Raw genomic sequence first — 26,052 nt, 5'->3', positions numbered from 1 at the left:
GCGGCTCTTCTTGAGTGAGTTTGTTGGCCAGGCGGTGAGGGTGTCTTCGGCTTCTGCCGTGAGGCAACTGGGTCAGGCCACCGGGCGGACCCGGTTGCCGGTCTTGTGCCGGAGTGCGGCTTCCAGCCGGTCGCGGGCCGCGGTCTGGGCAGCGATCCGTTCGTTGAGGACCGCCAGCCGTTCCAGTGCGACCCGCAGCCCCTTGTCCGACGGCGGTGCGGCAGCCATATCGCCGTCCAGGCAGGGCAGGAACACCTGCACGTCGTCGAGAGTGAGTCCGGCGGCCAGCAGGTAGCGGATGTTGCGGACTCGTACCACTGCCCGTTCGTCGTAGATGCGGTAGCTGTTGAGGGCTCGCTCGGAGGAGATCAGCCCGGCCTGTTCGTAGTGCCGCAGGGCACGGGAGGTCGTCCCGGTCATCTTGGCAAGCTCACCGATCCTCACCCGTTCCACCTCCGGGGCCACTCCTATCACGCCACGACCGCCCCTCCGTCGATCGGGAGCACAACTCCGGTGACGAACGACGCAGCCGGCGAGGCGAGCTGGGTGATGGCCCAGGCCACCTCTTCGGGCCGGCCGATCCGTCCCAACGGGGTGTGCGCCAGCTGCCATTCGCGCACCGCGGCCATCCGCTCGGGCGTCAGGCCCTGGTGTTCGCCGATCGGGGTGTCGATTGCGCCGGGGGCGACCGCGACTACGCGGATGCCGCGGGGCGCCAGTTCGACCGCCCAGCTGCGGGTCAGCAGCTCCAGTGCGGTTTTGGTCGCCGCGTAGACCGAGCTACCGGGCCAGGCCCGCTGCCCAACTGACGTGCTCACGTTGACGATCACCCCGCCAGTCGCCTCGAGGAGAGGCAGCGCGGCCTGGGTCAGCAGGATGGGAGCGGTCAGATTGGTGGCGATCTGCGGGGTGATCGTCTCCGGTGTGAGGGTGCCGAGGGCACCGCTGTGCACGATGCCGGCGTTGTTGACCAGCACGTCCAATCGGCCGTGCAGCTCCCGCGCGGTGTGCATGATTCGCTCGGGCTCTCCGGCGGCGGTGATATCCGCGGCGAGCGGGGTGATCCTCTTGTGACCGGCGGCGGTCTCATGGAGCGGTTCGGCTCGCCGGCCGACGGCGAGCACGTGGGCGCCCTCGGCGGCGAAGGCCCGGGCGGTGGCCCGGCCGATCCCGGTGCCGGCCCCGGTGACGGCGACGATCCTGCTGGGCTGCGGTGCGGTGCTGGTGTCCATGCCGTGATCGTTCAACCCTGCCGCCAGTGGCAAGGTCAAGCGGCGCCCTGTGGACCCGCTGGTCAGGGCTCAGTGGTGCGAGTCGTTCTGAGTGCAGTTGCCGTCATTAGGAGGTGAGGGCGTATCTGCCCTGGTCAGCGTCTGGATAAACGCAGCGGTGTTCTCGGGAGAGGTGGTAATTCCAGTAGGCGTCGAGGCCACCGTTGCTGATGAGCGCGCGAAGCTTGAGGACGGCTTCGGCTCCGGCGAGTCCCCAGCGGGCGCCGGTGATGTCGAGCCGGTCGCCGATCAGGTGCCGGCACGCTCCCTCGATCACGCCCGTCGCGATGGGCCAGCCCGCGGCGAGCGCGCGTTCGTAGTGGAGGAAGGGTTCCTTGCCGGTCAGGTAGCGAATGCAGACGTCGGCGCCATATCGTTGCTGGTCCGTCAGCTCGCCAGCGGAAGCCTGCTTTCCGATGCTCTTGGCAACCTGCAGAGCACCGCCTGCCAGAACGCTGAGGGCGTGGGCGGCAACCCAGTCCTCGGCGGCGGGATCACCACCGGCGTGAAAACACCACGCGGCGCCTCACAGATATTCGAGAACATGAACGAAGTCGACATCGACAGCGATGCCGCGGCAGGCGGCTTCGGACTGGATGAGGTCGAGCTGATGGCGAGCGCCGTCGACGAGGACGACCCAGCGGCGCCGGTGACCGGGGTCCCGGGCTTCGGCCTGGCCGAAGGCCGCCTTGACGACCGCCTTGACGACCGCCGCAGCGTCGGCCATGACCGATCCCGTGCAGCCACTTCGATGCAGCTTTCGGCCCGGGCCTGAGCGTGCGCCGACCGTGGCGCCCTCCGGGCAGAGCGATTACGTCATGTGGACGCCGGGGTGCGGGTTCGGCGTCGTAGACGGCGGCGAGAGTGGCCATGCGCTTCCGGGCAGGCTTCTCCCCGGATGCCAGACGGGTGCGGAACAGACCGGGACGGGCAGCGGTGGCTTTGCGGGTCGCGGGCCGCAGGGCGTCCGGGCGCATAATGACGCCCTTGCTGCCCACCGAGATCACCAGCAGCGTGCCGGCGGTGCACGGGGCGAGAATCCGTGCCCGGTAGAACGCGTCGATGTCCGCTGCGGCGTCCATGACCAGGTCTTCGGCCTGGCGTTTGCCGATCACCGGCCCGCAGCGGCGCGTGATCGCCGCCGTCGGGGCGTCGAATGAGGCCCGCACTGATTCCAGCACGGCCAGCCGGGCCAGCGAGTACGAGTGCCGCCGCGCCGGCAGCGACAGAGCGGCGTCGGCCGGATAGAGCTGCCGCAGCCGAGGCTCGGCGTAGGCGGCGGCTACAAGCGCCTCGCTCACGTACACATAGCCGAAGAGCTTCCGTCAGGCCGCTTCGACGACTCCCGCGTCCTCTCCCACTGAGTTCATGATCGGACTCTGCCCAACCAGACGACTGGCCTGCCACGTCATCCCGAAACAATCCGGGCGAGGAGAAGAAGGTCCGTACGTGGACCGCGCTGACCGGGCCTCGCCCCTGCTGGAGGGCTGGCACGGAGTGCCTGATCGCGGAACGTAGTCTGAAGATCCCTATGTAGTGATGACGGAGAGACCGTGTCTGAGTCCTTACCGCCCCTGCCGGGGTACCAACCGCTGGTGTGGTCCCCCATGGATGAGTATCTGTGGCACACGTGCGACATCCTCGCTGACCTTGTTGAGGGCCGACTGGATCGGCGTCCGCTGATTGCCTCCACCGCGAGGCTCGGTTACGGCGACCGCGTTCTGGCTGTGGGGCCAGGACAGCGAGTGAGCTGGAGGGCTCTGGGTGACGGCAGCTACGTGCATGAAGGCGGCTTTGCGGTCGGCAGCCCAGCCTTCGTGCTCGCCAGCATGGCGGCCACTGCTCTCACCAACTCCTCCCGGCGCAACCAGGCGTGGCGTAACGCCCAACCCCGGTGGGTGATGGACGGCACGAGTGAGATCACTATTTCTGTACAGGGCATGTTCTCCGCACACCCGACGAGCGCACTCAGCTTCTACTGGCAGTCAGATGGCTGGAGGGAGATCGACCTCGTGGGACCCGATGTTTTTCAAACGAGCTTCGTCGATACCCGTGGGCAGTACTCCACCGTTCGCATTCACACACCCTGGGCTTCGCTCATCTTCGCTCTGACCGCGCGCGCATCGTTCCCAGCCCATCCGCGACTACTGGGCCGCAGCTGGCTGCCGCCGGACTTCGAGGAACGCTGCGCCCGCATGGGACGCCCGTGCCGCCCCGCCGCCAAGCTCATGTTGAATCACGGTGGCACCTGATCCAGCGGACAAGTCTGGCGGTCGCCTTGTCGACCAGCGCCGAATCCACGGATCGCTCGGTGGACAACAGGGCGATGCTCTCCTCCACCTGCTGCTCGGCGTCGGTCATGCCGTCGCCGCCAGCTCACCTCCGCCTCGTGGAGACCACTCCGGCCGCCGCTGGCGCGACGCAAAGACCACCGGCCCACCTCCGCCGGCGGAGACCACTCGGGGTACGGGTGGTCATGCGGTGGGGGGCTCGGCTGACCTCTGCTCGCGCGGAGCTCACCCTTCACGACCTGCGGCGTTGTAGCGGCTTTGCAGTGGGATCGGGGAACTGCTCCAAGCCAGGGTCTCCACCCGCTTCGTGCAGTCCCCGCAGTTGGTCTGCCATCCCCGGCGCATCGATCTACCCCACCTTGATAGCAGGGAGACGAGGCCGGAAGCCATGCTTCAAGTCTTCGCTCGGCAGCTGTTCCCAAACTGGGAACCGGCCAACAATCATCCAAAGCGACGACGCAAGCGGGTGTGGAAACGCTCAGTTGGTCTCGACTACCTGCTTGATAGAGGAGTCCCGCCTGCGCGGAACTCACTCCAGCATCGCTGCGGCAGTCCGCGGATGGCTCGACCCATCGGCTGCCTGACCCATAACGCCGTTATGGGTCAGGGGAAGGCGGATGAACATTCCGTCTTCGTAGAGCGGACAGTGTTCTGTCTCCGGGTGGACGGCTACCCAGGCCAACTGCACCAACGCATGAGTTGTCAACGAAGCCAACGCCTGGTCAGCAGACGCTGATGAGGGAGAACTCGGGCCCATCCGCGTCAGCTGTCGAAACGGAGGTATGCGAGCCTGAGATCTCTGGTGCCCGCAGAGCTGGACATGCCCATGGACAGGCCGGGAGAAGGCTTGAGAGTAGAGCACCGTACCGATGGACCTATGCCAGTTCGCCATCGCAGCCGCTGGGGCTGGGTTCAGTTTTGCAGCCTCGCCGGTCTTGTCGTAAGCCCTGGTGTCAGATCAGAGTTCGTAGGGGTAGATGGCCACGTGGTCACGCTCGAAGCGGAGCTCTACCCATGTGCCGTCGATCTCTGTGGGCAATGGGTCTGCGGTGTCGAGCAGAATCTGCGAGCCGGCCAGCTCGAGTACCGCGATGCCGTCCATCTCGAGCATGAGTCTCCCCCGTAGACAGACCTGGCTACCCTCAGAGCTCACTCTTGGCCGCGCGAGAGCGGCAGGGCTCGCGTTGTGCCCCCAGGTGATCTCCTCGTCGATGGTCCACTCGATGTGGTGCGGGCCGTCCGCAGCTGCCGGGTTACCGCACCACTGCACCACGGCGCTTCCGCACGACGTCCGGACCCGGACCAGAACATGGTTCTGCCGGAACTCTGAACTTCTCTCCACATGAACACGCACCTACTGATCATCCGTGACTTGAACAGCGGCAGGTACCTGGGGCTTCAACTCTGATCCGCACGTGACGTGACGCGCATCAGAGTGGGTTGGGGCTTCCAATGCTGGAAGACCTCGGCACCAGACTCTGTGCTGTCAGCAGCACGGTCACGCTGCCTGCCAGGATCTGCGGGAGGCTTGACAGGTGGCGCACCCCATGGCCAGCCTGCATCACCCCAAGCCGTGCGCTATCGATAGACGTCGATGTCGGGGCGTGCCGAGAGTTGTGACACGTGCCGGTGCTAGTCGGCGGGGCGAGGCATGTGGTTAAGGAATGGGGGAGAAGGCCGTGTCAAGCGTGGCTGCCCCCTGCTGCCCACGTGCGAGCAGGACCAAATTTCCCAGGAATCCTCTGTGCTTAGGATCGCTCCCACAGAACCCTTTGAACCTAAAGTCTTTGTACTTTCCTGCTTCGCGTAGGCAGAGATGAGCCAACGCGGCCGGACGTCCAACACCGTAACTGTCCCGGAGTAGCTCCCAACTGGCGCGGTCACCGCGCGCCCCCAACTACGGCTAGCCTCTGGCCTGTACAGCGCTCGCCGCATTGCATCGCCTGCTCTACCGTCGCGCCCAGCTTGTCCTCGCCTGCGCGGAGCCCAAGTCGCCCCGACTTTCGATGCCTACGCGGCGCGGCCTCGGCTCACCTCCGCTCGCGCTGAGGTCAGGTACACGCGGCCTACGCCCGTACCTCCGAGGATGGCTCACTTCGCCTGCGCCGATCTCACAGCTTGCCCGTGATTGTGTCGAGCGCTAGCTGCGGCTCTCGGCTCAATGCGTGCTCGTGCGTGCTGTTCCAGATTGCCTCCGCCTCTGTGGAGCTTGCTCAACACGTTTGGTGGTCGTTCTGTGACGGGTCGGAGACAGGGCTCGTGGTGGGCCTGCCCTCCGTGATCGGCGAGCGGCTCGCCCGCCTGCTCGCCCAGCACCCGTAGTCAGCGAGCAGGAGCCTGCTCGTTGCGTCCTTTGCCGGACAGTGAACCGTGCCGAGGGCACGGCCAGCATGTTGCTGCTGTCGTTCCTGGTTGGTGCCCCTGCGGTGTGTTCGTTTGCGGAGCAGTGGTCCCTCGGTCCCCGCCCGTGATGCAGTCGCGGCAGCATGCCCAAAGTCGCCTCGAGGCCTAACCTTCGTCTGATTGAAGCTGCCACGAGGCACGAGGCGGAGTAACGAAGGCTGACTCACTCCGCCTACGCAGACATACGTCTCAGCGATCTTCGGGTGAGAGTATGCGGCATGAGTAGTGTGGAACGCTCTTGGGAGCGCATCGAGGAGTGGCTGCGTGTCAACGCTCCGGACTGCTACGCGGAACTACCGGGTCCGGCCAGTGACTCCGACATCGCATACGCGCAGCGCGTCGTGGGAGTGCCTTTCCCTGACGATCTGATCGCTTCGCTGCGGCGTCATGACGGATCCGAGGGCGTCGTGGTGATCCCACCGGTAGACGCGATGGTCACGGCGCGCGAGATTGCCGAGGTGTATCAAGCTGCGAAGAGCGACCTGGCGTACCTGTGTGAGCGTGGCGGCCTGTCGCCTGACGAGACGGCCCGTGAGATGAACAAAGTCCCCAGAGGTGGCGGGGAGCGCACCTTTTGGCATCGCATGTGCGTGCCCTTCGCACGGACCGACGGCCGTTCCCACTATTTCGTTGACCAGGCCCCCGGTCCCACGTGCGGCCGGATAGGTACGTACGACCGGGACGACAACAGCACCTACCTCGACCCTTCTCCTCTTTACGCCTCCATAGCTGTCCTGCTGGAAGCTGTGGCCGATGCGCTGGAGAGCGACGACAAGATCATCGAGTTCGCTGACGATGACATCTGGGAAGCGACCGTTGAGGACGGCAGACTCTGGTGGGAAGAGTGGCTGGTGGGATGGCCAGAGGAGGCCAGCGCTTCAGACGCCCAAAGCTAGGTACTGGGCTTGCCTGCTCGGTGCTTCCCTTCCGCGCAGAGGGGACAGACAGCCGTGACTGCGTTGATCCTGCGGGGCACCGACTCACCTCTGCTCGCGTGGAGCTCACAAGTACGCGCCGGCTCTCGCGGAGACCAGGGTCCGCTCGACTCCGCCTATGCGGAGCGCGCGTGCCTGAACCCCAAGGGCAACTACCTCTCCCACGGCTTACCTCCGCCTGCGCCGAGCTCACGCCTCCTTGGGGCTGGGGGTGCCGGGATCCCAATTTGCTTGCCCAGCACGGAGATTGTCCTACCGTACACCCCTGGGTTGCTGGTCAGTAGTGTGTCAGGGCTGTGTCAGCGGGGGCTGGCAGTGTTGCCTTTGTGAGCGGGCCGGGATATCCGGCTCAGGTCACGGAGAGGTGCCCGGAGTGGCTTATCGGGGACCAGAGCACAGCTCACGGTCGGGTTTTGCCCACGCAGGTTCGAATCCTGCCCTCTCCGCCACAGTCGAGCTGACGCGCTGGCTGTCGCCCGGTCGCTGTCCGGCTGGAACGGCGGTCCCGATCAGATCACTCTTGCTCAGCCGCTGGCCTCAGCCCCCTGTTGGCGACTACCTGATGCACGACGGCTCACCTCCGCCTGCGCGGAGCTCTCCAGCTTGCCCTCCGGTCCTTGAACGCGATCACCGGCTCACCTCCGCCTGCGCGGAGCTCTCTGCCGCCAGCGACGATCCGACGAGATCAGCTGCGGCTCACCTCCGCCTGCGCGGAGCTCTCCCTTCGCCACCTGCAGCGTTGTAGTGGCTTTGCCTGTTCTTGACGCATGGGAAGTGCGACACGGGCCCCATTGAACACGATCGCGAGACGTTCCAACCGTCTTCTGGTGTGCCCCTTGAGTGCAGGGTGTGATCTTGAGGCCTGTGCCGTCACTCCAGCCATCCAGTGAGATCCGCAGTGGACGTCCCGGCTCCTCTGCACTGGCTGAGCTAAATTCACTGCCCAACACGAGTGGCTGGGTACCTGGTGGCGTTCTTGTCTGCCGCTAGTGAAGCCCTCCGCTCAGCAAAAGTTCGTCCAGTGGCACAGGCGGAAGTAGTGGCAGGCCTTGCCCACCCGTGAGCGACAGCGGGAAGCCACTCGAGTCGTGCCGGAGTGATCGGTGACGGACCTGATTGTCAGTGGTGGGTGGTACACCTGGGCTGTCGTTGTGGAGCTGTAGTCTGCACCTGGAGGTCCGGTGTGCTCGGAGTCTGTTGACCAGCGGTTATGGGGCAAGTCGGATGGGCTGGATGGCCATACGCGCTACCCGCTCGTCTGCCATCTGCTGGATACCGGTGCGATAGCCGGCGCTCTGTGGGATCGGGTGCTGACGGATCGGGCTCGTGACCGGCTGGCTGCGCTGGTGGGGGTGCCGGTCGAGGTCTGCCGGCGCCTGGTGTGCACGTGGGCTGGGCTGCATGATCTTGGAAAGGCCACGCCATCCTTCCAAGCGCTGGTTACTGATGCGCACCGTGAGCTCGCTGGTGATTCTGTCTACCGGGGTGGTTTTGATGCCATGCAGGGCAAGCTCCGGCACGATGTAGCAGCCCAGTGGGTCTTGCCCGAGGTGTTCGACCTCTGGGGGTACCCCAAGGAGGAGAGGCGGATAGCGGCCTCCGCGCAGCATCAGATCGCCCAGCTGCTGGCGGGCCATCATGGCTGTTTCTACCGCCCGTTGGAGCAGAAGCATGCGCTGAATCCGCTGGGCTGGGCTCCGGGCCTGGGCGGGGAAGGCTGGTCCAGTCAGCGGCTGGCGCATGCTGCCGCGGTACGCCGCCTCATGGGCCGAGACAGTGATGAGTTACTGGGTCCGGTGCCCGCGGCCGCTGCGGTGCCGCTGCTGGGGCTGATCGTGGTGGCTGACTGGCTTGCCAGCCAGGAGCATGTGATCAAGGAGCGTCTGCCCGGGGCAGGATGGCGCGCGGGCGATGACGGCCTGAGTGAGCACTGGCAAACGGCTGTATCGAGTGCCGAGGCGATTGTGGCGGAGGTGGGCCTTGGGGCTTGCAGCTTCCGGGACGTCCCTTTCAGCGAGCAGTTTCCGTTTCAGCCCAATGATCTGCAGGCTTCGCTGGCCGGGAGCCTGCAGGAGCTGGTCGACGGGCCTGGCCTGCTGGTGGTGACAGCGCCCACTGGAGACGGGAAGACGGAGGCGGGCTTGCATGCCGCATCGGTCATGGCCCGGGCTGCGGGGTCATCAGGGGTGTACTTCGCGCTGCCGACGATGGCGACCGCGGACGCCATGTACCTGCGGGTGCGGGATTTCGTCGAGGGCAACGCGGAGGGCGAGCGGTTCTTGACGTTGCTGCACAGCATGGCCTGGCTGAGCAAGGACTACGCGGTGTCGGCAGTGACGACTACTGGCGTCCAGGGCGGCTCAGTGCTGTCGGAGAACGGCACGAGGGTGGCAGCCGGGCAATGGCTACGCGGAGCCAAGCGTGGTCTGCTCGCTCCGGTCTCAGTCGGCACGATCGACCAGGCGCTGACCGGTGTTCTGCCAGTGCGGTACAACATCCTGCGCCTGCTGGGCCTGTCCAACAAGGTTCTGGTCGTCGACGAGGCCCATGCGTACGGGCCATGGATGCAGAGTCTGCTGGTGCGGCTGCTGGAGTGGCTGGGTGCGATGGGCGCTCCGGTGGTGCTGCTGTCCGCGACACTGGCGGGGCGTACCGCGTCGGTGTTGGTGGAGGCCTATCGGCGGGGGTGTGGGTACATGAAGCCCTCGCCGGTCGAGCCGGTGTATCCCGGTTGGTTCTTCGTGAGCGCGACCACGGGCAAGGTCACTCCTCCGTTGCGGGTGGGTAGTGACCGTTCGCGAAGGCTCCGTCTGGAGCCGATCCCTGTGATCTGGGACGGCGACGATGCCGGCAGCGGCACCGAGCCGGGAACGGTGCGGCGCTTGACAGCACTGGCGCAGGCTCTTGCTCCTGTGGTGAGCGAGGGTGGCTGCGTGCTGGTGTGCTGCACGACTGTGGCCGAGGCTCAGCAGACCTACCGCTTCTTGCGGGAGAGGTTTCCGGAACTGGCCGCGAGCGATGACGGGTTGCTGTTGCTTCACTCTCGGTATCCCGCGGCACGACGTGCCCAGATCACCCAAGTGTGTGAGGAGGCCTTCGGTAAGCCGGGCGAGGCTGAAGCCCGTGGTGAGAGTGCGCGCCCGAGGGCTTCGGTACTGGTGGCCACACAGGTGGTGGAGCAGTCGTTGGACCTTGATTTCGATCTTGTGATCAGTGATCTGGCTCCGCTGGCCCAGCTGTTGCAGCGCGCTGGGCGTTGCATGCGACACGACCGGAGCAAGCTCGCTTTCGGGGCCGGCGGGAGGCCCGAGTGGGTGGGGGATGACCCGCGGGTGGTCGTGCTCGAGCCGGCCACGGTGGACGGCGAGGTGAGGGCGCCGGCATCGTGGGGGACCGTCTACTTCGAAGATCTCCTGGTGCGGACCAGCGAGCTGCTTCGCTCTGACGCCCAGGGAGGGGTAGACGTTCCTGGGGATGTGCAGAGGCTGGTCGATCGTGTGTACGCGACGGACCTCGCCGACTGCATGGGGGATGCCGCTCAGCGGGAGCGGCTGCGCATCCTGGAGGCTGAGCGGCAGGGCACGGAGATGGCCGAGGAGACGCTGGCGCAGCTGACGGCGATCGCGTCACCGATAAAACTGTTCGATCTGTCCCGGCTGAGCAATGAAGGCGGTCAGCTGGTGGATGAGGCGCTGGTGACAACGCGGCTGGGTGCGGATTCAGCGCGTGTGGTGTGCGCCTTCGAGCAGCCCGACGGAACGGTGAGTCTGGACCCGGAGGGGACGGTGCCGCTGCCGCAAAACGGATCCCTGACCGGGGCGGAAGTACGAGCGGTGATGCTGCAGAGCGCTCCCCTCCCGGGGCGCTGGCTGGCCGGCCGTACGGATGCACACGAGGTGCCTGCCTCGTGGAGGAAGTGGCCAGTGCTGGCCGGTCTGACGGTGCTGCCGATGCGACCCGGCCCGGGTCCGGACGGTCAACCCCAGTGGACGTGTCGCGTCGGAGATCGGACGATCATTTTTTCCGATCAAGGTTTCGCCAGTTCCTAGGAAATCTCCCCACACTTCTCCCTAGGATGCGAGAAAGCCTGTTTCGTTCGCTACAGCGCACGGGAAGAGGCTGCTTGCTCTCGTGCGGGCCCGGCTGACAGCTGCGTGGTCGCCGAGCCCGCACCATCCGGCTCATCTCCGCTGAGAACCGGGATTCCTCCTGGTCATGCGGGCGTGAGCCTGCCATCCCTCTCCTCGTGTGTGAGGTTGCATGTCTTCTGCAGACCCATTCGACCTCCTGGTCGAACCCGTCTTCCCCGTGCGCTGGACTGAGAGTGCCCCAGCCGACAGCCGGCCCCCTAAAGTCGGGCTCCGGGAACTGGTCGTACGCGCCCATGAGATCAGCGCGCTGGCGGTGCCTCTTCCTCCCGCGCTCTCGGCGCTGTACCGGATCCTGTACGCCTTAACCGCGCGCATCACCGGCCTCGATGGACTGAAGCGGGAGGAGGAAGTACCCGGCGACTGGCACGAAAAGCGCTTCGCGGTACTGGACCGGCAACGGTTCGACGTGGAGGCGGTGGATGCGTACTTCAGCGAACACTCCGGCGCATTTCGCCTCTTTGACCCGCATCGGCCCTTCCTGCAGGACCCGAGGCTGGCTTCTGAGTGCGACCGTACGGCAGGCCTGAACAAGCTGGTGACGACCCGGCCCTCAGGCTCCAACCATTCGTGGTTCCAGCACGCGGCCGATGCCCGCCCCGATCCCGTTGACCGGGACGAAGCCCTGTTCCACCTGCTGGTGTGGCGTTACTACGGTCCGTCGGGCCGCTGCTCAGCCCGTACGGTGCGAGGCACGCGGGAAGCCAATTCCACGGCCGGCCCCTTGCGGACGGCACTGTCTTACCATCCGCTGGGAAGCACGCTCTTCGAGACGCTCCTCGCGGGGCTGCCCGAGACGGACTTCTCCAGTCTCTATGACCCGACGGCGGATCCCTGCCCGTGGGAGAGCCCTGACCTGCCGGACCCGTTGTCCATCAAAAACGTGGTGACCGGTCCCATGTCGAAGCTGACTGCCCGCACCCAGCACGCTGTCCTTCTCGTCCCCGATGACACCGGCGCGGCAGTAGGCGACGCGTACATCACCTGGGCATTTCGTCAGCGGCATCCACGGGATGACGACTACCTGATTCGGCAGGTCAGCCAGGCAGGCAATGACTACGCCCGCTACGCCGATTCCCAGCGGGCCCCGTGGCGAGACCTGGACGCACTGCTCATGGAAGAGCCGCCCGGGATCCGCACGACCCGGCCGCGGGTGTTCCGCACTGCGGTAGACCTGGCAAAGGGGCACAGATCGCTGCGGGTGCAGGCCCTGGGAATCCACCAAGAGGGACAGGCCAAGGACACCCAGCTGGTATCTGCCTCGACTCCCCCCATCGTGGGCGACTTCTCCGAGGAGCAGAACCTCGAGCGTGCCCAATTGGTCGGGCAGCTGCGTGTGGCCGGTGAACGCGCCGGCGCCCGGCTCGCCCGTGCGACAAAACAGGCCTGGGCTTCATTCAGCAACGCCCGCAAGGCAGAGGACTGCGGCTGGTCCGCGCAGGCAGCCGCGCGCTACTGGCCCGCGGCCGAGACCGAGTTCTGGCGGCGCCTGCAGGAGCGGGAGTTCGACGGGGCTGCCAGGGCCTTCCGGATGCTGGCCGAGCGGATCTTCGACGACGTCACCGCGGTCGCGACCGCGAGCATGCGGGGCGCCAGAGCTGTGGAGGCCGCTCGGATCGAGTTGTACGGCGGGCGCGTGAGGGCGTCTGCGGGAGCGAAGCACATGTCGGCGCCTGAAGCCGACGGGACGGAGAGCTGATGACCGACGTGGCGGCCGTACAAGATCCTCCAACGGAGACCGGACCGCGCCCCGCCCCGTGGCTGACGGAGGCACGGGCCTTTGTGCGGGCGGTGGAACGGGCCAGCGCCGGGGACTCCGGAGTACGCGCTGCCCTGCGCAGCGGACTGGGCAAGGACCTGGACGAAGTACCGAGAATGCATCGCGTCATCGCCCCCCTGCTGCCGCCGACCGTGGTGAACGACGACGACGCCCAGCGCGCCTTCTACACGGTCGCTGCCCTCATCGCCACCCACAGGCGGGGAGCGGCAGCGGACGAAACCGAGAGCCCTGCTTCCTCGGACAACAGCGCTGGCGCCCCGGAGCAGGCGGTACCTGATAGCGAAGACACGACCGCCGTCGGCGGCGCCGAGGAGAGCCAAGGGCCGGAAGCCTTGGAGAAGAGGCGCCAGCGCCGCTATGGCGAAAGCCTCGGCTTCACCTTCGCTGTCGCAGTGGGCCGAGGCCCGCGTGAAGGGATCCGGGAAAGCGCGGCCGAGACACGGATGAACCTCCTCACCCGGCAGAGCACCGCAGGCCTTCACCGCCACCTGCCGGCCGCGGTGCGGCAGTTGTGCGACCGCGGCACACCACCCGACTGGGCACGCCTCCTGGTGGACCTGCGGGCCTGGCCCCGGGACCGGCGAAACATCGGCCGTCGGTGGCTGCAGGACTTCTACCGCACCCGCCATCGCCGGGACCTGGAGGCCGCACGGCACAGCGATGACACCTCCCCCGTCGCCGAGCCGGCTGCCGATTAGCCCCTGACCCCGGCACCTGCCTCATTCACTTCAGGCTCGGACAACGCCGCCGAGACAACGCATCAAGGAGTAGTCACCCATGACCGAGACCCGCACCGGCACCGGCCCGGCATCCCGCCGCTTCATCGACCTGCACGTCCTGCAGAGCGTGCCGTACTCCAACCTCAACCGCGACGACACCAATTCCGTCAAAACGGTCCAGTACGGTGGCTGCGAGCGCACCCGCGTCAGCAGCCAGTGCTGGAAGCGCGCCGTGCGCCGCTACTTCCAGCGCTCCGTCGGTGAGGAAGCCCTGCGGACCCGCCGGATCGGCGAAGCCGTCGAACGCCACCTGGCGCAAGAGCGCGGATGGCCCCAGGACCTGGCACGACGCGCCGGCCAGCACATCGCCGTCGGCAGCAGCATCAAGGCGGACCCCCCGTCCAACGACGACCCCGCCTGGAGCACCAACGCCATGGTCTACGTTCCCGCGGCCGCCGTCGGCGAGCTCGCCGACATCGCCGAGGCCGAGCGGGAGAAGCTCGAAGCCGCCAAGGACATGAAGAAGGGCGGCAAGAGCATCCTGCCCAAGGACGCCATCGACGCCGTACTCCGCTCCCGCAACGGCGTCATCAACCTCTTCGGCCGCATGCTCGCCGAGATCGACGACGCCGGAGTCGACGGAGCCGTCCAGGTCGCACACGCACTCACCACGCACGCGACAGATGTCGAAGTCGACTACTTCGCCGCGGTCGACGACATCACGGCCACCTGGCAGGACACCACCGGCAGCGCCCACATGGGCAGTGCCGAGTTCAGCGCCGGCGTCTTCTACCGCTACGCCACCCTCGACCTCACCGACCTGCTGCACAACATCGGCGGCGACCAGGCCGCAGCCCGCTCCCTGGCCCAGGCTTTCGCTGAAGCCTTCATCCTCTCTCTCCCCGAAGCGAAGAAGACCGCGACCGCCCCCCACACCATCCCCGACCTCGTTCACATTGCCGTCCGCGCCGACCGGCCCGTCTCCTACGCGGCAGCCTTCGAAAAGCCCGTCACGGCCGACCGCGACGGCGGCTACGCCCAGCCCTCCCGCCACGCCCTGGACCGGTACGCCACGGCCGCCACCACCCTGCTGGGCCGCCGAGGCCTGCTCTCCTCCGGCTGGGCCAGCCTGGAGGACAAGGACCTCACCGGCCTCGGCGAACGCGCCGACTCCTTCGACGACCTGATCGCTTCCGCCGTGACCACCGCGCTCGGGCAGGACGCGTGAGCACCACCGAGCCACCCACCTACGGCCTCCTGCTGCACCTCGCCGGACCCCTGCAGTCCTGGGGCACGCACAGCCGCTTCCACGAACGCGACACCGCGCGCTTCCCGACCCGCTCAGGCCTCATCGGCATGCTCGCCGCCTGCTTAGGACGCCGCCGCGGCGAACCGGTCGACGACCTCGCGCGCCTGTCACTGACCACCCGCACCGACCGGCCCGGCATCCTGCTGCGCGACCTGCACACCGTCGGCGGCGGCCTGCCCGCCAAGGCAACAGTCACCACCGCGGAAGGCAAGAAACGCCCACCCTCACAAGGCACCCTGCTCTCCCAGCGCTACTACCTCGCCGACGCCGCCTTCACCGCAGCACTCACCAGCACCGACCTCCCCCTGCTCGCCACATGCGCCGAGGCCCTGCGCTCGCCCACCTGGCCGCCCTACCTGGGCCGGCGCTCCTGCCCACCGGAGGGCCCTCTCCTGATCGGCCTGCTACCCGACCCGTTCACCCACCTGGTCAACCTGCCCCTGGCCAGACAGCGCAGCCAGAAAAAGATCATGACGGACTTCCACTCCGACGCGCCCCTCGGCCATCTGGCCAACCACCTGCCGCACGACGCCGCCCGGGACGCCCTGGACGCCTCGACCCCCGTTGGAGACGTCACCGACGACCCCATCGATCTGGCCCCCCGACGACGCTCCTACAGCGCGCGCCCCCTCTACCGGTACTCCGTGACCCTGCCCGCGAAGCAGTGCGGCGGACTCGGCACCGACTACCTCCGGGAACTGGCCCGTTACCTCGCCGATCACGCCCTTGAAGGAGCCGCGGCATGAAGCTGTGGCTCACCAGAATCCAGCCCGACCTGCGACACCGAGACGCGCGGCGCGATCTCGCCAGCGCCGTGGGCATGCATCACCGCCTGATGATGCTCTTCCCCGACGGCGCCGGAGACCGGGCACGCGAACGCATGGGCGTCCTCTACCGCATCGAAGACGCACCCGGCGGTGCGCAGGGCACAAGCCACATCCTCGTCCAGAGCCACGTGGCCCCCGCCCTCGACCGCCTCCCCAGCGGCTACGGAACAGCGGCAGCCAAGGACATCACCCAGCTCCTTCACGTCCTCACCAACGGCTTGGAAGTCCGCTACCGGATCACCGCGAGCGCCGTACGCAAGTCCGGCCCCACCACCCGTGCAGCCGGAGCCCAGGCCATCGTCCCGCTCAACGGCCACGCAGCCGAACAATGGTGGCAGCGCCAAGCCGAAGAAAAGGCCGGTCTGAAACTGACCAGCGTCCACACCACACCCCTGGACGCGGCAAGAGGAGAACGCAGCCAGGACAAGCAGCGCATCAGACACGTCCGCACCTGCTTCGAAGGCACCGCCTACATCACCGACGCCGAGGCTCTCAAGCAAACCCTCCTCACCGGCATCGGGCGCGGCAAAGCCTACGGCTGCGGCCTGCTCAGCCTCGCACCAGCGACCCGGCGGCCTCAATGACCACCTACTCCACCGCACGACGCAAACTCGCCGCACCCACCGTCGCGATGCTCCCCCGCATCGGGGACTCACTGTCCTTCCTCTACCTGGACATCGTCCGTGTCCAGCAGGACGACACCGGCGTATGCGCCGTCGTCACCACCGAACAACGCGGCACCGAACTCGTCTACATCCCCACCGCGGCCCTCAGCTGCGTCCTGCTCGGCCCCGGAACCAGCATCACCGCACGAGCCATGACCACCCTCGCCCGGCACGGCACCACCGTGGTCGTCGCAGGCTCCGGAGGCGTACGCGCCTACGCCGGCATGACACCCGACTCCCTCAGCACCAAATGGCTCGAACGCCAAGCCCGTGCCTGGGCGCACGATAACGAACGCCTCGCGGTCGCCGTACGCATGTATGAGCAGAGATTCGGTGCCGGAACCGCCCCGGCCAACGCCTCACTGGCACAACTGCGCGGCATGGAAGGACAGCGCCTCAAGGCCTTCTACCAACTCCTGGCCCGACAACACCGCATCGGCCGATTCAGACGCACCTACGACCCCGCCAGCTGGGACCAACAAGACCCCGTCAACCTGGCCCTCTCCTCCGCCAACACATGCCTCTACGGCATCGTGCACGCGACACTGCTCGCCATGGGCTGCTCCCCAGCCCTCGGTTTCGTCCACAGCGGCAACCAGCAGGCCTTCGTCTACGACATCGCCGACCTGTACAAGGCAGAGCTCACCATCCCCCTGGCGTTCTCCCTCCACGACTCCCCCCACCCCGAGCAGGTAGCGCGACGAGGATTTCGCGACGGACTGCGACTCTTCCGCCTGATGCCCCGGATCGTCGCCGACGTCCAGGCACTACTCGAGCCGGACCAGGAACCCGACCAGGTCGACCTGGAAGAACAACTGGTCGACCTGTGGGACCCCGTCTCCGGACCGCTCCCCGGCGGCATCAACTACGCCGGAGACGAATCACGATGACCAACCGAGGGGCACACCCATGCCCTCCATGATCACCCTGTCCGTGACGGCAGTCCCAGACCACCTCCGCGGTGCCCTCACCCGCTGGCTCCTCGAGGTCACCCCCGAGCTGTACGTGGGCACGGTATCCGCGAAGGTCCGAGACGAGCTCTGGACAGCGGTCAGTGCCTGCATCGAGGACGGCATAGCCGTCCTTACCTATCCTGCGGCCAACGAGCAGGGCTTCGACCTACGCACAGCCGGTCATCGGCGACGTAACCCCGTTGACTTCGACGGCATGACGCTCGTCGCCTTCGGCGCTCCACCACCGGAGGAAGGGGGCAAAGAAACGGCAAACCCCTTCTAACGTCGCAGGTCGCGAAGGGTGCTCTCCGCGCAGGCGGAGGTGAGCCGGCGACGCGGACGCGGCGACGGCCGCCCTCGTAGTGCTCTCCGCGCAGGCGGAGGTGAGCCGCAGGTCAGCCACCTCTTCGGAGGCGGGGAGCTGTGCTCTCCGCGCAGGCGGAGGGAGGTGAGCCAGGTCCGCCGTCGCTCCGGTCTCCCGCCACGCCGTGCTCTCCGCGCAGGCGGAGGTGAGCCAGCCCGGCGGCCTTTCGCATCACGCGGCCACAGGTGCTCTCCGCGCAGGCGGAGGTGAGCCGAGCCCGACCGGTCAGGCCGGCGGGCGCCAAGAGTGCTCTCCGCGCAGGCGGAGGTGAGCCGGTGGCCGACGAGAACCCCCAGGTGCGCGACAGGTGCTCTCCGCGCAGGCGGAGGTGAGCCGCCGGGTACGGCGAGCTGCTCGTTCCCGGGGTGGTGCTCTCCGCGCAGGCGGAGGTGAGCCGACCTTGAACGTGCGGCGTTCGGCGGCGGGGCGGTGCTCTCCGCGCAGGCGGAGGTGAGCCGTATCCCGGCATGTCTGGCATCCCCGGCATGATGTGCTCTCCGCGCAGGCGGAGGTGAGCCGCCCCGCCCAACCACTAGGGCCAGACGGGGCTAGTGCTCTCCGCGCAGGCGGAGGTGAGCCGGCGAGCTCGAAAGGGGCCCGAGAACCATGGGGGTGCTCTCCGCGCAGGCGGAGGTGAGCCGCTGTACGACCACCTCGTGGGCCTGTACGGCGAGTGCTCTCCGCGCAGGCGGAGGTGAGCCGGTTCGACGGGGGCCGGGCCGGTCACGGACTTCGTGCTCTCCGCGCGGGCGGAGGTGAGCCGGTGTGGTGGAGCGGCAGCGGCAGGACGTTGTCGTGCTCTCCGCGCAGGCGGAGGTGAGCCGCCGGGGTCAAACCCGGGGCTGAGCGGGGTGGTGTGCTCTCCGCGCAGGCGGAGGTGAGCTGCTCACCAAGGAACAAGAGAAGCGCATCGCCGCGTGCTCTCCGCGCAGGCGGAGGTGAGCCGGAGACCGGTCAGGCCGCGGACACCATCGTGGTGTGCTCTCTGCGCAGGCGGAGGTGAGCCGAGCCGACCGGCCGGAGGGACCACCCACCCCACGTGCTCTCCGCGCAGGCGGAGGTGAGCCACGGTCGTTTGAGCTGAATAGCGCCGGAGGTCGTGCGCTTTCCTTTCTGATGGATGCGAAGCGGGCCCGAGGCACGGTGGCGGCCCTGGAATGGCGTGAGGACCACGAGTGCGGATCTCGCAAGGACAACCCATCTGTGGTATACCCGGTGGACGCGATGGCAGGCTGTCAGGTGCCATTGCTGCTCCCGCCCTCCGGCATGGTGCATCGCTGGCAGCTCACCGGATGGCCGAGTGGCGGGTGGAGCCTGTGACCAGGGCGATGTCAGTGGCAGCACCCATAGTGGGCCCATGGCCTTATCAAGAACTGATGACGATGACCGCTGCACTGAAGCCGTCCGATGGCTGGCTTCGAGCGGGGCGATGTGCGTGACATCCGTGACGGGCGCGGCCCCTGCTGACGTGATCCGGGCTTTCGGCGGCGATCTCGCCCAGGCGCGCCCCGTCACGCTCTCAGGCGCCGACGTCGGAGCATTTGCGGACCGTCCGTGCGTCTTCGTCTCCCGGGCCGGAGACGCGGTCGTAGTCCTCGAGGACAACAACTATCAGGGGACGCGCGAAGAGGTGCTGCGCCCGCTGTCCCGGCTCGGCCGCACCTCAAGCGTGTTCTGGAACATCAACGCACACTGTCGGCTCAGCCTTGCCGAGAACGGTCTCGTTCAGTCCAGCTTCGACATGTTCTCCCCCGACGACCGAGCAGGCGCACAGCCGACCGCATGGGAGCCCTACCTCGACGGACTGGACTTCGCAGCCGGCCTGCCCTTGCGATGGGCCGCCGGAATCACAGCCGTAGCCAGGGCAACCGGCGCGGTGCTGGACACCGCCTGGCGTACGGGAACCCACCAGCTCGTCCCCATCCAGCCTGTGAAGCAGGCCGTGCTCAGCCAAGGCTGGGAAAACTCCCCTCTCCTGAGCGAGCGTCCTTTCGCCCAGTACCTGGCCGACCTCGGCCCTCACCACCTGACCGCCATGCGCCGCTACGCCTGTGAACTCGCTCTGCGGCACACCGGCCTCGACGGTGATGCCCTGGCCCGTGAGGCGTTGGCCGCTCGAAACACCCCACAGGACACTCAGGTCAATCTGCTGTCGCGCCTGGCCACCGCAGAGGAGAGGGACAGAAGTGCAGCACATGCCCTCATCGAAGGTGAGCCGGATGACGACGAGGACAACCCACCTCAGCCCTGGGAACGCCCGTGGCACGGCCATTTCATCCGAGCCGCGATGTGGCGGGCCCTCCACGAACGGTTGACCGCACTCACCATCTACACAGAAGACGAGCCGGACATCTCTCTTGAATACGTCATGATCGGCACTGGCCCGGTCATCACCCGCTACCACCTGCTGACCGCCCTGGTGCGCGCGGCCATGCGACAGTGAGGCAATGCCCAAATAGGTGACCTCGGCTGAATCAGCAGCACGTGATCTTCAGGGCCACGCCGCTCTCTGGAGCATGGGAGAGGTTCGTGCGAGCGACGTCGTCGGTGCCGCCTGTGATGCGCTCGTTACCGGACTCGACGGCCCCGGCCTGCGTTTGGGCTGGCTGCTCGCCGCGGCGGCCAGCCTGAAGAGGATGCCCTCCTTGCCGTGGATCTTCTTTAACTCGGCTGTGAGCTGGCTCTCCAGCCGCTGCTCGGCGCGGGCATTGATCTTCTACACCAGGGTGATCAGTAGGTCCCCCAAAGCGTCGGTGATCTCCGCCTGCCGGGAGGAGCGCAGCGCCGCGAGCAGCGTGATCCGTACGTCCTCGGCGGTGTCGCGGGAATCCGACGGGTACATCTTGATCGCCCGCGCCCGCCGCGCGTCCATCAGCTTTCCGAGCAGTCCGCGAACAGCCCCTTGGGCAGCCCGAGTCTGCGTACGTCGTTCAGCTTGTTGACCTCAGTCAGCAGGGAGTCGGGGCCGACCGCGCCCAAGTCATGCTTGAGCAGTGCCAGAAGTGCGGCGCCGCCCTTGTTGCCCTCCGCGACCAGCGCCAGCAGCCGGGCCGCCCCGGCCTCACCCAGGCGCTCGATGGTCCGCGCCCAGAGCACCCGCTCCTACCGGTTGCGGGTCGCGACCAGCACCTTCTCAATCCGGGTCCGGCCCGGCAGACCAGCGAGTGTGCTTACTTGCCGACTTTCGCCTTGGCTACAGCTCTAGCGATGTTCTGATCAACCATGTCCGGCGGGCCGGTCAAAATGGTGCCGACGTTGCCGTCACGCACGCCGACGGTCTTGGTTACCTCGGTCTCCGAGTCCCAGGACGATGTAGAAACGATGGCGTACTGTTCTTCCCCAAGTTTTTGCGTGGGCAGTGGCGCTTTTTCTATCTCGATCGTGATCTTGCCGTGCTTCCCGGGCTCGGCTGGCGCCTCCAGGGGGCCGCAGGTGCTCAATACGTCGAAAAATATCTTGTAGACCGCCGCTAGTTTTTTGGGAGTGTCGGTTGAAAGCGACTCCTGCAACACAGATCTGCCGTCGCCGACTTCCAGCGCGAACCCCAACTTGACCTCGGCGGCCAGGTCGAGCTCCTTGGGGTCCTTGATTCCGTACCTGGCGAACTCTCTCTTACAGGGTCCGAGCCCGTCGTTGTCATCTTTCTCGCCGGCCTGCGGCACCGCCTTGTAGGCAGGTCCCAGGTCAGATGCGGCCAGCAGTCGCTGCTTGAGCTTCTGGGCGGTCAGCGGGGTGGCGCCCGAGCTGAACGGACGTTCGGCAGTCCCGGCGAGGGGGTCGGCCGACTTGGCCTCAGTGGGCGACGTGTGGTCAGGACTCTGCGATGACCCACACGCGGAGAGAGTAAGGGCGATCGCGACGGCTCCCGTCGCACTCTTCAGCCGGGCTATGCCTAGGTGGGTCACGATTGCCTGTGCTCCTTATGCATGTCCTCTACGGGCACTGAGGCTGGTTCAGCAGTTCTCTTGACCTCGCGTTTGGCAGCGAGAGTCAAGTGACTGACCAGCCCAGTGAGTTGTTCTCAGCCTACAGTTCGAGGGCCAGGCGACCTCGGCGAGCGGGCTCAGTGGGGACCTTAGATGTGAGTGGTCTGCATGAATCGCTCTGGGCGCCCGGACCGAGGCTGGCCGACACCGATTGCCTCTTGTCGGTAGAGCGGTAAAGCCTCCCCGTCCCGAGCCGGCCCGTCTTCCCGCCGGGGCGGTGCCCCAAAGGCTTCGTACCTCGTCGAGACCGCAGTACTTCTGGCCTGCAGATCAGGTCGGCGAGCAGGGGTGCACGCCTGGCGCCGGCGGCATCCTCTGGTTCCTGGAACGGAACTGCCAGCGCCGCCGAGCCCAGGCCTTCATCCGTACTGACAACCCGCGCACACCACGGCTGTGGGCATCGGCGTGCTGCAGGCACCGCACCCACTTGAAACTCATCTGGGCCTCCTGTCGTCGTTCACTGGGAACGATCGCTGGAGGTTCGGGGAGGCCGAGGTTCGCAGTGGTGCGTCAGGTGGGATTCAGTGGAGTGATGCCGACGCCTGCGTACAGCTCGGGTGCCAGAGACAGTACGGTCGCGGGCTCCCCCGCCTTGATTGCTTGCCAGGCGATCGCGGCGGCATGCGCCACCGGCCAGTCGGCGCTCGGCCAGGCCATCGCATCCACGGCGTGCGCCGCGGTGAACGGGATGCTCTCCGCGAACCGCAACGACGCGGCATGCTGGCCCGCACCAGGGACCTGCCGTTCGGCGGCGAGAACGGACAGTGACGGGATCAGGACGCGGCCGGCACCGCGGGAGGCTTCGATGTACAGGCCGGTGAAGAACGGATCCGCTCGGTACAAGGCGGCTAGAGCGGTGTGATCCAAAACCGCCGTGAGATTCATGCGGCGGCGCCGCCCTGGTGAGCGCGGATCCTCGCCCAGGCGTCCCGGCCGGCCTGTTGCACCGGCTCCGTGTACTCGACCCCGAGCTCGCGGGCGGCCTCAAGGGCGCGCTGCTCCCGCTCGGCTTCTGTGAGCTCGCGGGCCGCGAGCTCCTCCAGTAGTTCCGTGATGGTGGTGCCGCGCTCGGCCGCGAGGATACGCAGCCGGTCGCGGACGTCTTCGCTGGTCTTGATGCTCGTCGGCTTGCCCATCCCTCGATTCTACCGTCGGTAGAATCGAGCGTCCAGGAACGAGCGCTGCGGCATCTGACCTGGCACGTTGCGGAGTGCTCGTCGTCCAAGCCGAGCTATCCAGCGACGTACGGAGATGGATGCCAGGACGGTGAGGCCGTCGGCGATCAGTGGGATTTTGCCCCGATCCCGTATCAGGCGAGTACCCGCCCGCTGGGTTGTGGTGACTGAGGTCAACGTCCGGTCTGGGGGCGTCCCCTGACCTCAGTCGCTGTAGGGACTCTATGGTGATGCTCTATAGCCGACGATGATCCAAGCTCGGCGAGAGGCGTGATCACCTTGCTGAGCTTGCGAGGGAGCGTGGCGTGAGTATCGGCCGGCTTGTGGAGGCTCTTGCCGCAGAGCAGCCGACCGCGGTGCAGCGGGCGGAGCGGCTGGCTGCTGATCGGGAGGTTGTGTGCCGTGTGATCGGTGTAGAGGTGAGCGATGAGGAGTTCGATCAGGCCCCTGACGTGCTCGGCAACATTTACAAGATCGCTGCCGAGAAGGTTCGGGCGGCTCGAGACGCTGCTGCGTGATCATCCTTGATGCGAGCGCTGTCAAAGCCCTCGCAGGCGGTCACAGGACGCTGAACCTGTTGGCGGGCAACATGGCCTGGGCCCCGGCGACCGACTGATCGTTCCCGCGCTGTGCCTGATGCAGGCCGAAGCGGACGACGAAGGCATCTCGAGCCGCGTGCTGGCCTTGTCCTCCGTCGTTGCCGACAACCTCGACACGGTCGCCTCCGTCACCGTCAGCACCATGATCGTGACGGATACGGCGGCCCCGACACTTGCCACGCTCTGCACTGCGCACTGCCGCGCGCGTCCCGAGTTCACTGGTATGTCGATCTTGTTCGCGGGGAACAAGGTGTCCGGATCGGGTGCGGCGTTGAGCGGGTTGTGTAGGTCGTCACCGCTCAACGCCGCGAACTCATAGAGGTATTCACTGGGCTTCGCCCGCGTCAGTTCCAGCGTCTGGTGCGGGGCTGTCCACCGTGAGGGCGCCCGGGCTCTGGTCCCGGACCGGCCGGGCCGTCCGTGGGTGCTGACGCGGGAGGACCGGGTGCTGCTGGTGGCGATGTACTGCCGCACCCACCTCACGATGCGGCATCTCGCTCTGCAGTTTGGTATCTCCCGGGCGGCCGCTGGCCGGATCATCAGCTGGTACAGCCCTGCTGTCCCTGGCACCGGGTAGACGCAAGCCTGGGTGACATCAGGCCCTCATCAAGAGGGAGATCCTGCGGGACTGCCATCTCAAGAGTAACGGTCTCTGCTGGGCCACCAGCGGCGTCGCCCGCATGCCCGACCGGCCCTCGCTCGGCCCGGACCTGATCACAGCACCACGAGACAGTCTTGAGCTCTAGGCCTTCTTGTCCTTAGCGCGTGCCTCGAACTGACCGGTCTGGAGGAAGGCGACCCGATCCTGCGGAGTGCCCTTCAACGCCGCCTTGGCCGCAGCCTTCACGAAGGGTCCCCCCTCATTGAAGATCCGCGAGATGAGGACATAGTTGTCTTCGTCCAGGGCCTTGAACTGACCGGCCTCCAGGAAGGCGACCCGGTCTTCCGGAGTGCCCTTCAGTGCGGCCTTGCCGGCCTCCTTCACCCCAGGACCACCGAAGTAGATGATCCGCGAGATGAGGACCTCGTTGTCGGTGTCTCTTTCCTCGAACTGACCGGTCTCGAGGAACTTCCTCATGTCCGCGGGCGTGCCATCGAGTGCCGCCTTGCCCGCAGCCTTCACCCCCGGGCCTCCGAGGCTGATGATGCGCAGGATCTCGTTCCGGTCCTTCTCCACCTGCTGGTCCTTGCCGGTGGGCTCTTCGCTCTGCTGCCCGGCGGTCTTCGTCACCGAGCTCTGGGCCGACGGTGTAGACGAGCCCGTGGCGGCGCCATCAGCGAAGGCCGACGAGGTCAGCAGGACGGCCGGAGCGATGGCAGCCACGGTGACCACCGCGGCCATGCGAGATAACTTCAAGGTATTCCCCACCCTTTTCGTGATATCTGTGCGTCGGTCAACTATAGGAGCCAAACCCGACTTGATCCACTGGTTAGATCCAGTGCTTGGCGGCTCCTTCCCATGGGCACGCCGGCTATGGCTCCGCGTGCCCGCCGATCCTGTAGCCAACGAGGCAGGAGGTCTGAGCCTGCAGTGGACGCCCCTGAACGGTGTCTCGTGTCCGGGTGGTGGATCTGCCGTCGCGGGTTGGAGCTTTGCATGGTACGGCGGCATGAACTGACCAGCATGCAATGGGAACGTATTGTTCCGCTGCTGCCGGCGACCGGCGGGCCGGGCGGGTGGCGGGCCGATTACCGCACGGTGGTCAACGGAGTGCTCTAGCGGACGTGGACCGGGATTCCCTGGCGTGACCTGCCCGAACGCTACGGCCCCTGGTAGACCGTCTATGAACGCCACCGCCGCTGGTCTGCCGACGGGACCTGGAAGATCCTGCGCGCCCTCCAGGCAGGCACCGATGCCGCCGCCCGGAACACGGACGGATCCTGGGTGGTCAACGCCAACGGGTGTAGCTCTGCTGGAGGGAGTCGCGACAGGGTTGGATGTCAGCGCTGCGTTTTAGGGTCGCACCATGACTCACATAGACCTTGGCGACTTCGATCAGGCGTGGGATCGCTTCACCTCCTGGCTGGCCACGAACTCGCCGGATGATTACGCCGCGTTGCGGCCGTCCGCCACCGCGCAGGAGATCACCGGGCTTGAAGCAGACCTTGGTTTCTCTCTTCACCCGGAGCTGAGAGCACTGCTTGAGCGGCACAACGGTGTCGCCGAGCTCCAGGCTGGTGTTGCGGTGGGCGACCAGCCAGGCGGCTTTCTGCCGCTGGGTCACCGGCTGAGCTGCACCAGCCGGATCGCTTCGCAGCATGTGGAGCTCGTCGAGTTCGGTGAGGAGAACCTTGCGTCCGAGCTGTGGGAGGAGGACGACCTCAACGGGCATGCCCACCAGTGGGTCCCGTTCGCCCTCCCCATCGACGGCGGCGTCGCCTTCGTCGACCACCGTCCCGGCCCGACGTACGGCCGCGTCTATGAGATGGGCATCGGTTCGGGCGCCGTCGACGCAACCGAGTGGGCGCCCAGCCTCGCCGGGCTGTTCAATGTTCTGGCCGACGCCCTTGAGACCGGGGCACCCTTCAGGCATTACTGGCCGGAGGTCCGAAGCACATCGTCGGACCTGAGATGCCTCGAATGGGATATTCGGACTCGGACGCCCAGCAGCGGGACGTAGAGCGTT

At 66.8% G+C, this 26,052-nt stretch carries 24 protein-coding genes, 2 pseudogenes and 1 CRISPR repeat array; of the genes and pseudogenes, 17 read left to right on the top strand and 9 right to left on the bottom strand.

The genetic code is table 11. From position 1 onward, the window contains the following. Positions 1-72: 72 nt before the first annotated feature. Together AB4K12_RS28275 and AB4K12_RS28270 are read right to left on the bottom strand one after the other, a co-directional pair. The gene (locus tag AB4K12_RS28275; RefSeq protein WP_368437312.1) at positions 73-444 is read right to left on the bottom strand and encodes a MerR family transcriptional regulator; all 372 of its coding nucleotides are present in this window, start codon (positions 442-444) and stop codon (positions 73-75) included. Between the two features lie 26 nt (positions 445-470). Beyond that, positions 471-1,232 carry an SDR family NAD(P)-dependent oxidoreductase gene (locus AB4K12_RS28270; RefSeq protein ID WP_368437310.1) on the bottom strand — a complete coding sequence of 254 codons (762 nt, stop codon included), beginning with the start codon at positions 1,230-1,232 and terminating at the stop codon, positions 471-473. 157 nt (positions 1,233-1,389) lie between these two features. Here AB4K12_RS28270 and AB4K12_RS28265 point away from each other — a divergent pair, with 157 nt between their 5' ends. Next, a complete protein-coding gene (locus AB4K12_RS28265) occupies positions 1,390-2,046 on the top strand; it encodes a hypothetical protein (protein WP_368437308.1) in 657 nt (218 codons plus the stop codon). Positions 2,047-2,878: 832 nt separating this feature from the next. Continuing rightward, positions 2,879-3,523, top strand: a complete 645-nt coding sequence (locus AB4K12_RS28260; protein ID WP_368437306.1) for a hypothetical protein — start codon at positions 2,879-2,881, stop codon at positions 3,521-3,523. Positions 3,524-4,520: 997 nt separating this feature from the next. Here the strand turns inward: AB4K12_RS28260 and AB4K12_RS28255 are convergent. Further along, positions 4,521-4,673 (bottom strand): hypothetical protein, encoded by a 153-nt coding sequence (locus AB4K12_RS28255; RefSeq protein WP_368437304.1) that lies wholly within the window; start codon positions 4,671-4,673, stop codon positions 4,521-4,523. Between the two features lie 1,510 nt (positions 4,674-6,183). On the opposite strand from AB4K12_RS28255, the gene AB4K12_RS28250 reads away from it, so the two are divergent. The 10 genes from AB4K12_RS28250 (at position 6,184) to AB4K12_RS28205 (ending at position 20,108) form a co-directional block, all read left to right on the top strand. Beyond that, entirely contained in the window at positions 6,184-6,861 is a 678-nt protein-coding gene (locus tag AB4K12_RS28250) for an SMI1/KNR4 family protein (RefSeq protein ID WP_368437302.1), read from the top strand. A gap of 609 nt (positions 6,862-7,470) precedes the next feature. After that, positions 7,471-7,622: direct repeats of the CRISPR family, unit length 29 nt; unit sequence CGGCTCACCTCCGCCTGCGCGGAGCTCTC. 459 nt (positions 7,623-8,081) lie between these two features. Then, positions 8,082-10,949: a CRISPR-associated helicase Cas3' gene (cas3, locus tag AB4K12_RS28245; protein WP_368437300.1), complete on the top strand. Its 2,868-nt coding sequence runs from the start codon at positions 8,082-8,084 to the stop codon at positions 10,947-10,949. 211 nt (positions 10,950-11,160) lie between these two features. Beyond that, positions 11,161-12,747, top strand: a complete 1,587-nt coding sequence (casA, locus tag AB4K12_RS28240; RefSeq protein WP_368437298.1) for a type I-E CRISPR-associated protein Cse1/CasA — start codon at positions 11,161-11,163, stop codon at positions 12,745-12,747. Beyond that, positions 12,747-13,526, top strand: coding sequence for a type I-E CRISPR-associated protein Cse2/CasB (casB, locus tag AB4K12_RS28235; protein ID WP_368437296.1), 780 nt, complete (start codon positions 12,747-12,749; stop codon positions 13,524-13,526). Before casA ends, casB begins: the two co-directional genes overlap by 1 nt. Before the next feature lie 79 nt (positions 13,527-13,605). Continuing rightward, entirely contained in the window at positions 13,606-14,775 is a 1,170-nt protein-coding gene (gene cas7e / locus AB4K12_RS28230) for a type I-E CRISPR-associated protein Cas7/Cse4/CasC (protein ID WP_368437294.1), read from the top strand. Beyond that, positions 14,772-15,602: a type I-E CRISPR-associated protein Cas5/CasD gene (cas5e, locus tag AB4K12_RS28225; protein WP_368437292.1), complete on the top strand. Its 831-nt coding sequence runs from the start codon at positions 14,772-14,774 to the stop codon at positions 15,600-15,602. Before cas7e ends, cas5e begins: the two co-directional genes overlap by 4 nt. Next, positions 15,599-16,267, top strand: a complete 669-nt coding sequence (gene cas6e / locus AB4K12_RS28220) for a type I-E CRISPR-associated protein Cas6/Cse3/CasE (RefSeq protein WP_368437290.1) — start codon at positions 15,599-15,601, stop codon at positions 16,265-16,267. Before cas5e ends, cas6e begins: the two co-directional genes overlap by 4 nt. Then, positions 16,264-17,238 carry a type I-E CRISPR-associated endonuclease Cas1e gene (gene cas1e / locus AB4K12_RS28215; protein ID WP_368437288.1) on the top strand — a complete coding sequence of 325 codons (975 nt, stop codon included), beginning with the start codon at positions 16,264-16,266 and terminating at the stop codon, positions 17,236-17,238. Before cas6e ends, cas1e begins: the two co-directional genes overlap by 4 nt. A 19-nt stretch (positions 17,239-17,257) precedes the next feature. Next, complete coding sequence (cas2e, locus tag AB4K12_RS28210) at positions 17,258-17,584, top strand: type I-E CRISPR-associated endoribonuclease Cas2e (RefSeq protein WP_368437286.1); 327 nt, start codon at positions 17,258-17,260, stop codon at positions 17,582-17,584. Between the two features lie 1,438 nt (positions 17,585-19,022). Further along, complete coding sequence (locus AB4K12_RS28205; protein ID WP_368437284.1) at positions 19,023-20,108, top strand: DUF6461 domain-containing protein; 1,086 nt, start codon at positions 19,023-19,025, stop codon at positions 20,106-20,108. Positions 20,109-20,381: 273 nt separating this feature from the next. On the opposite strand, the gene AB4K12_RS28200 is transcribed toward AB4K12_RS28205, so the two are convergent. The 5 genes from AB4K12_RS28200 to AB4K12_RS28180 form a co-directional block, all read right to left on the bottom strand. Next, the gene (locus AB4K12_RS28200; protein WP_368437282.1) at positions 20,382-20,537 is read right to left on the bottom strand and encodes a hypothetical protein; all 156 of its coding nucleotides are present in this window, start codon (positions 20,535-20,537) and stop codon (positions 20,382-20,384) included. Next, positions 20,537-20,761 (bottom strand): hypothetical protein, encoded by a 225-nt coding sequence (locus tag AB4K12_RS28195; protein ID WP_368437280.1) that lies wholly within the window; start codon positions 20,759-20,761, stop codon positions 20,537-20,539. The genes AB4K12_RS28200 and AB4K12_RS28195 overlap by 1 nt, the downstream gene beginning before the upstream one ends. Positions 20,762-20,835: 74 nt before the next feature. Continuing rightward, complete coding sequence (locus AB4K12_RS28190) at positions 20,836-21,570, bottom strand: hypothetical protein (RefSeq protein WP_368437278.1); 735 nt, start codon at positions 21,568-21,570, stop codon at positions 20,836-20,838. A 591-nt stretch (positions 21,571-22,161) separates the two neighbouring features. After that, positions 22,162-22,536, bottom strand: coding sequence for a PIN domain-containing protein (locus AB4K12_RS28185; RefSeq protein ID WP_368437276.1), 375 nt, complete (start codon positions 22,534-22,536; stop codon positions 22,162-22,164). Beyond that, positions 22,533-22,787 carry a hypothetical protein gene (locus AB4K12_RS28180; protein WP_368437274.1) on the bottom strand — a complete coding sequence of 85 codons (255 nt, stop codon included), beginning with the start codon at positions 22,785-22,787 and terminating at the stop codon, positions 22,533-22,535. The genes AB4K12_RS28185 and AB4K12_RS28180 overlap by 4 nt, the downstream gene beginning before the upstream one ends. Positions 22,788-23,131: 344 nt before the next feature. Between AB4K12_RS28180 and AB4K12_RS28175 the strand changes: the two genes are divergently transcribed. From AB4K12_RS28175 to AB4K12_RS28165, 3 genes and pseudogenes are all read left to right on the top strand, one after another. Next, the gene (locus AB4K12_RS28175) at positions 23,132-23,344 is read left to right on the top strand and encodes a hypothetical protein (protein WP_368437272.1); all 213 of its coding nucleotides are present in this window, start codon (positions 23,132-23,134) and stop codon (positions 23,342-23,344) included. A gap of 118 nt (positions 23,345-23,462) precedes the next feature. Next, entirely contained in the window at positions 23,463-23,744 is a 282-nt protein-coding gene (locus tag AB4K12_RS28170) for a hypothetical protein (RefSeq protein WP_368437270.1), read from the top strand. Beyond that, a pseudogene (locus AB4K12_RS28165) lies at positions 23,741-23,966 on the top strand (transposase family protein); the annotation flags it as partial. The gene AB4K12_RS28170 and the pseudogene AB4K12_RS28165, both read left to right, overlap by 4 nt. Before the next feature lie 201 nt (positions 23,967-24,167). Here AB4K12_RS28165 and AB4K12_RS28160 read toward each other — a convergent pair. Beyond that, on the bottom strand, positions 24,168-24,767 hold the full coding sequence (locus AB4K12_RS28160) for an ALF repeat-containing protein (RefSeq protein WP_368437268.1): 600 nt from the start codon (positions 24,765-24,767) through the stop codon (positions 24,168-24,170). Between the two features lie 255 nt (positions 24,768-25,022). Here AB4K12_RS28160 and AB4K12_RS28155 point away from each other — a divergent pair. After that, positions 25,023-25,268: pseudogene (locus AB4K12_RS28155) on the top strand (transposase); the annotation flags it as partial. A gap of 124 nt (positions 25,269-25,392) precedes the next feature. Continuing rightward, the gene (locus AB4K12_RS28150; RefSeq protein ID WP_368437266.1) at positions 25,393-26,046 is read left to right on the top strand and encodes an SMI1/KNR4 family protein; all 654 of its coding nucleotides are present in this window, start codon (positions 25,393-25,395) and stop codon (positions 26,044-26,046) included. The last annotated feature ends 6 nt before the right edge of the window (positions 26,047-26,052 follow it).

Source organism: Streptomyces sp. C36 (assembly GCF_040932295.1).
Classification (GTDB): Bacteria; Actinomycetota; Actinomycetes; order Streptomycetales; family Streptomycetaceae; genus Streptomyces; species Streptomyces triculaminicus.
The sequence above is the reverse complement of the archived record's forward strand: the minus strand, read 5'-3'. Positions and strand labels throughout refer to the sequence as shown.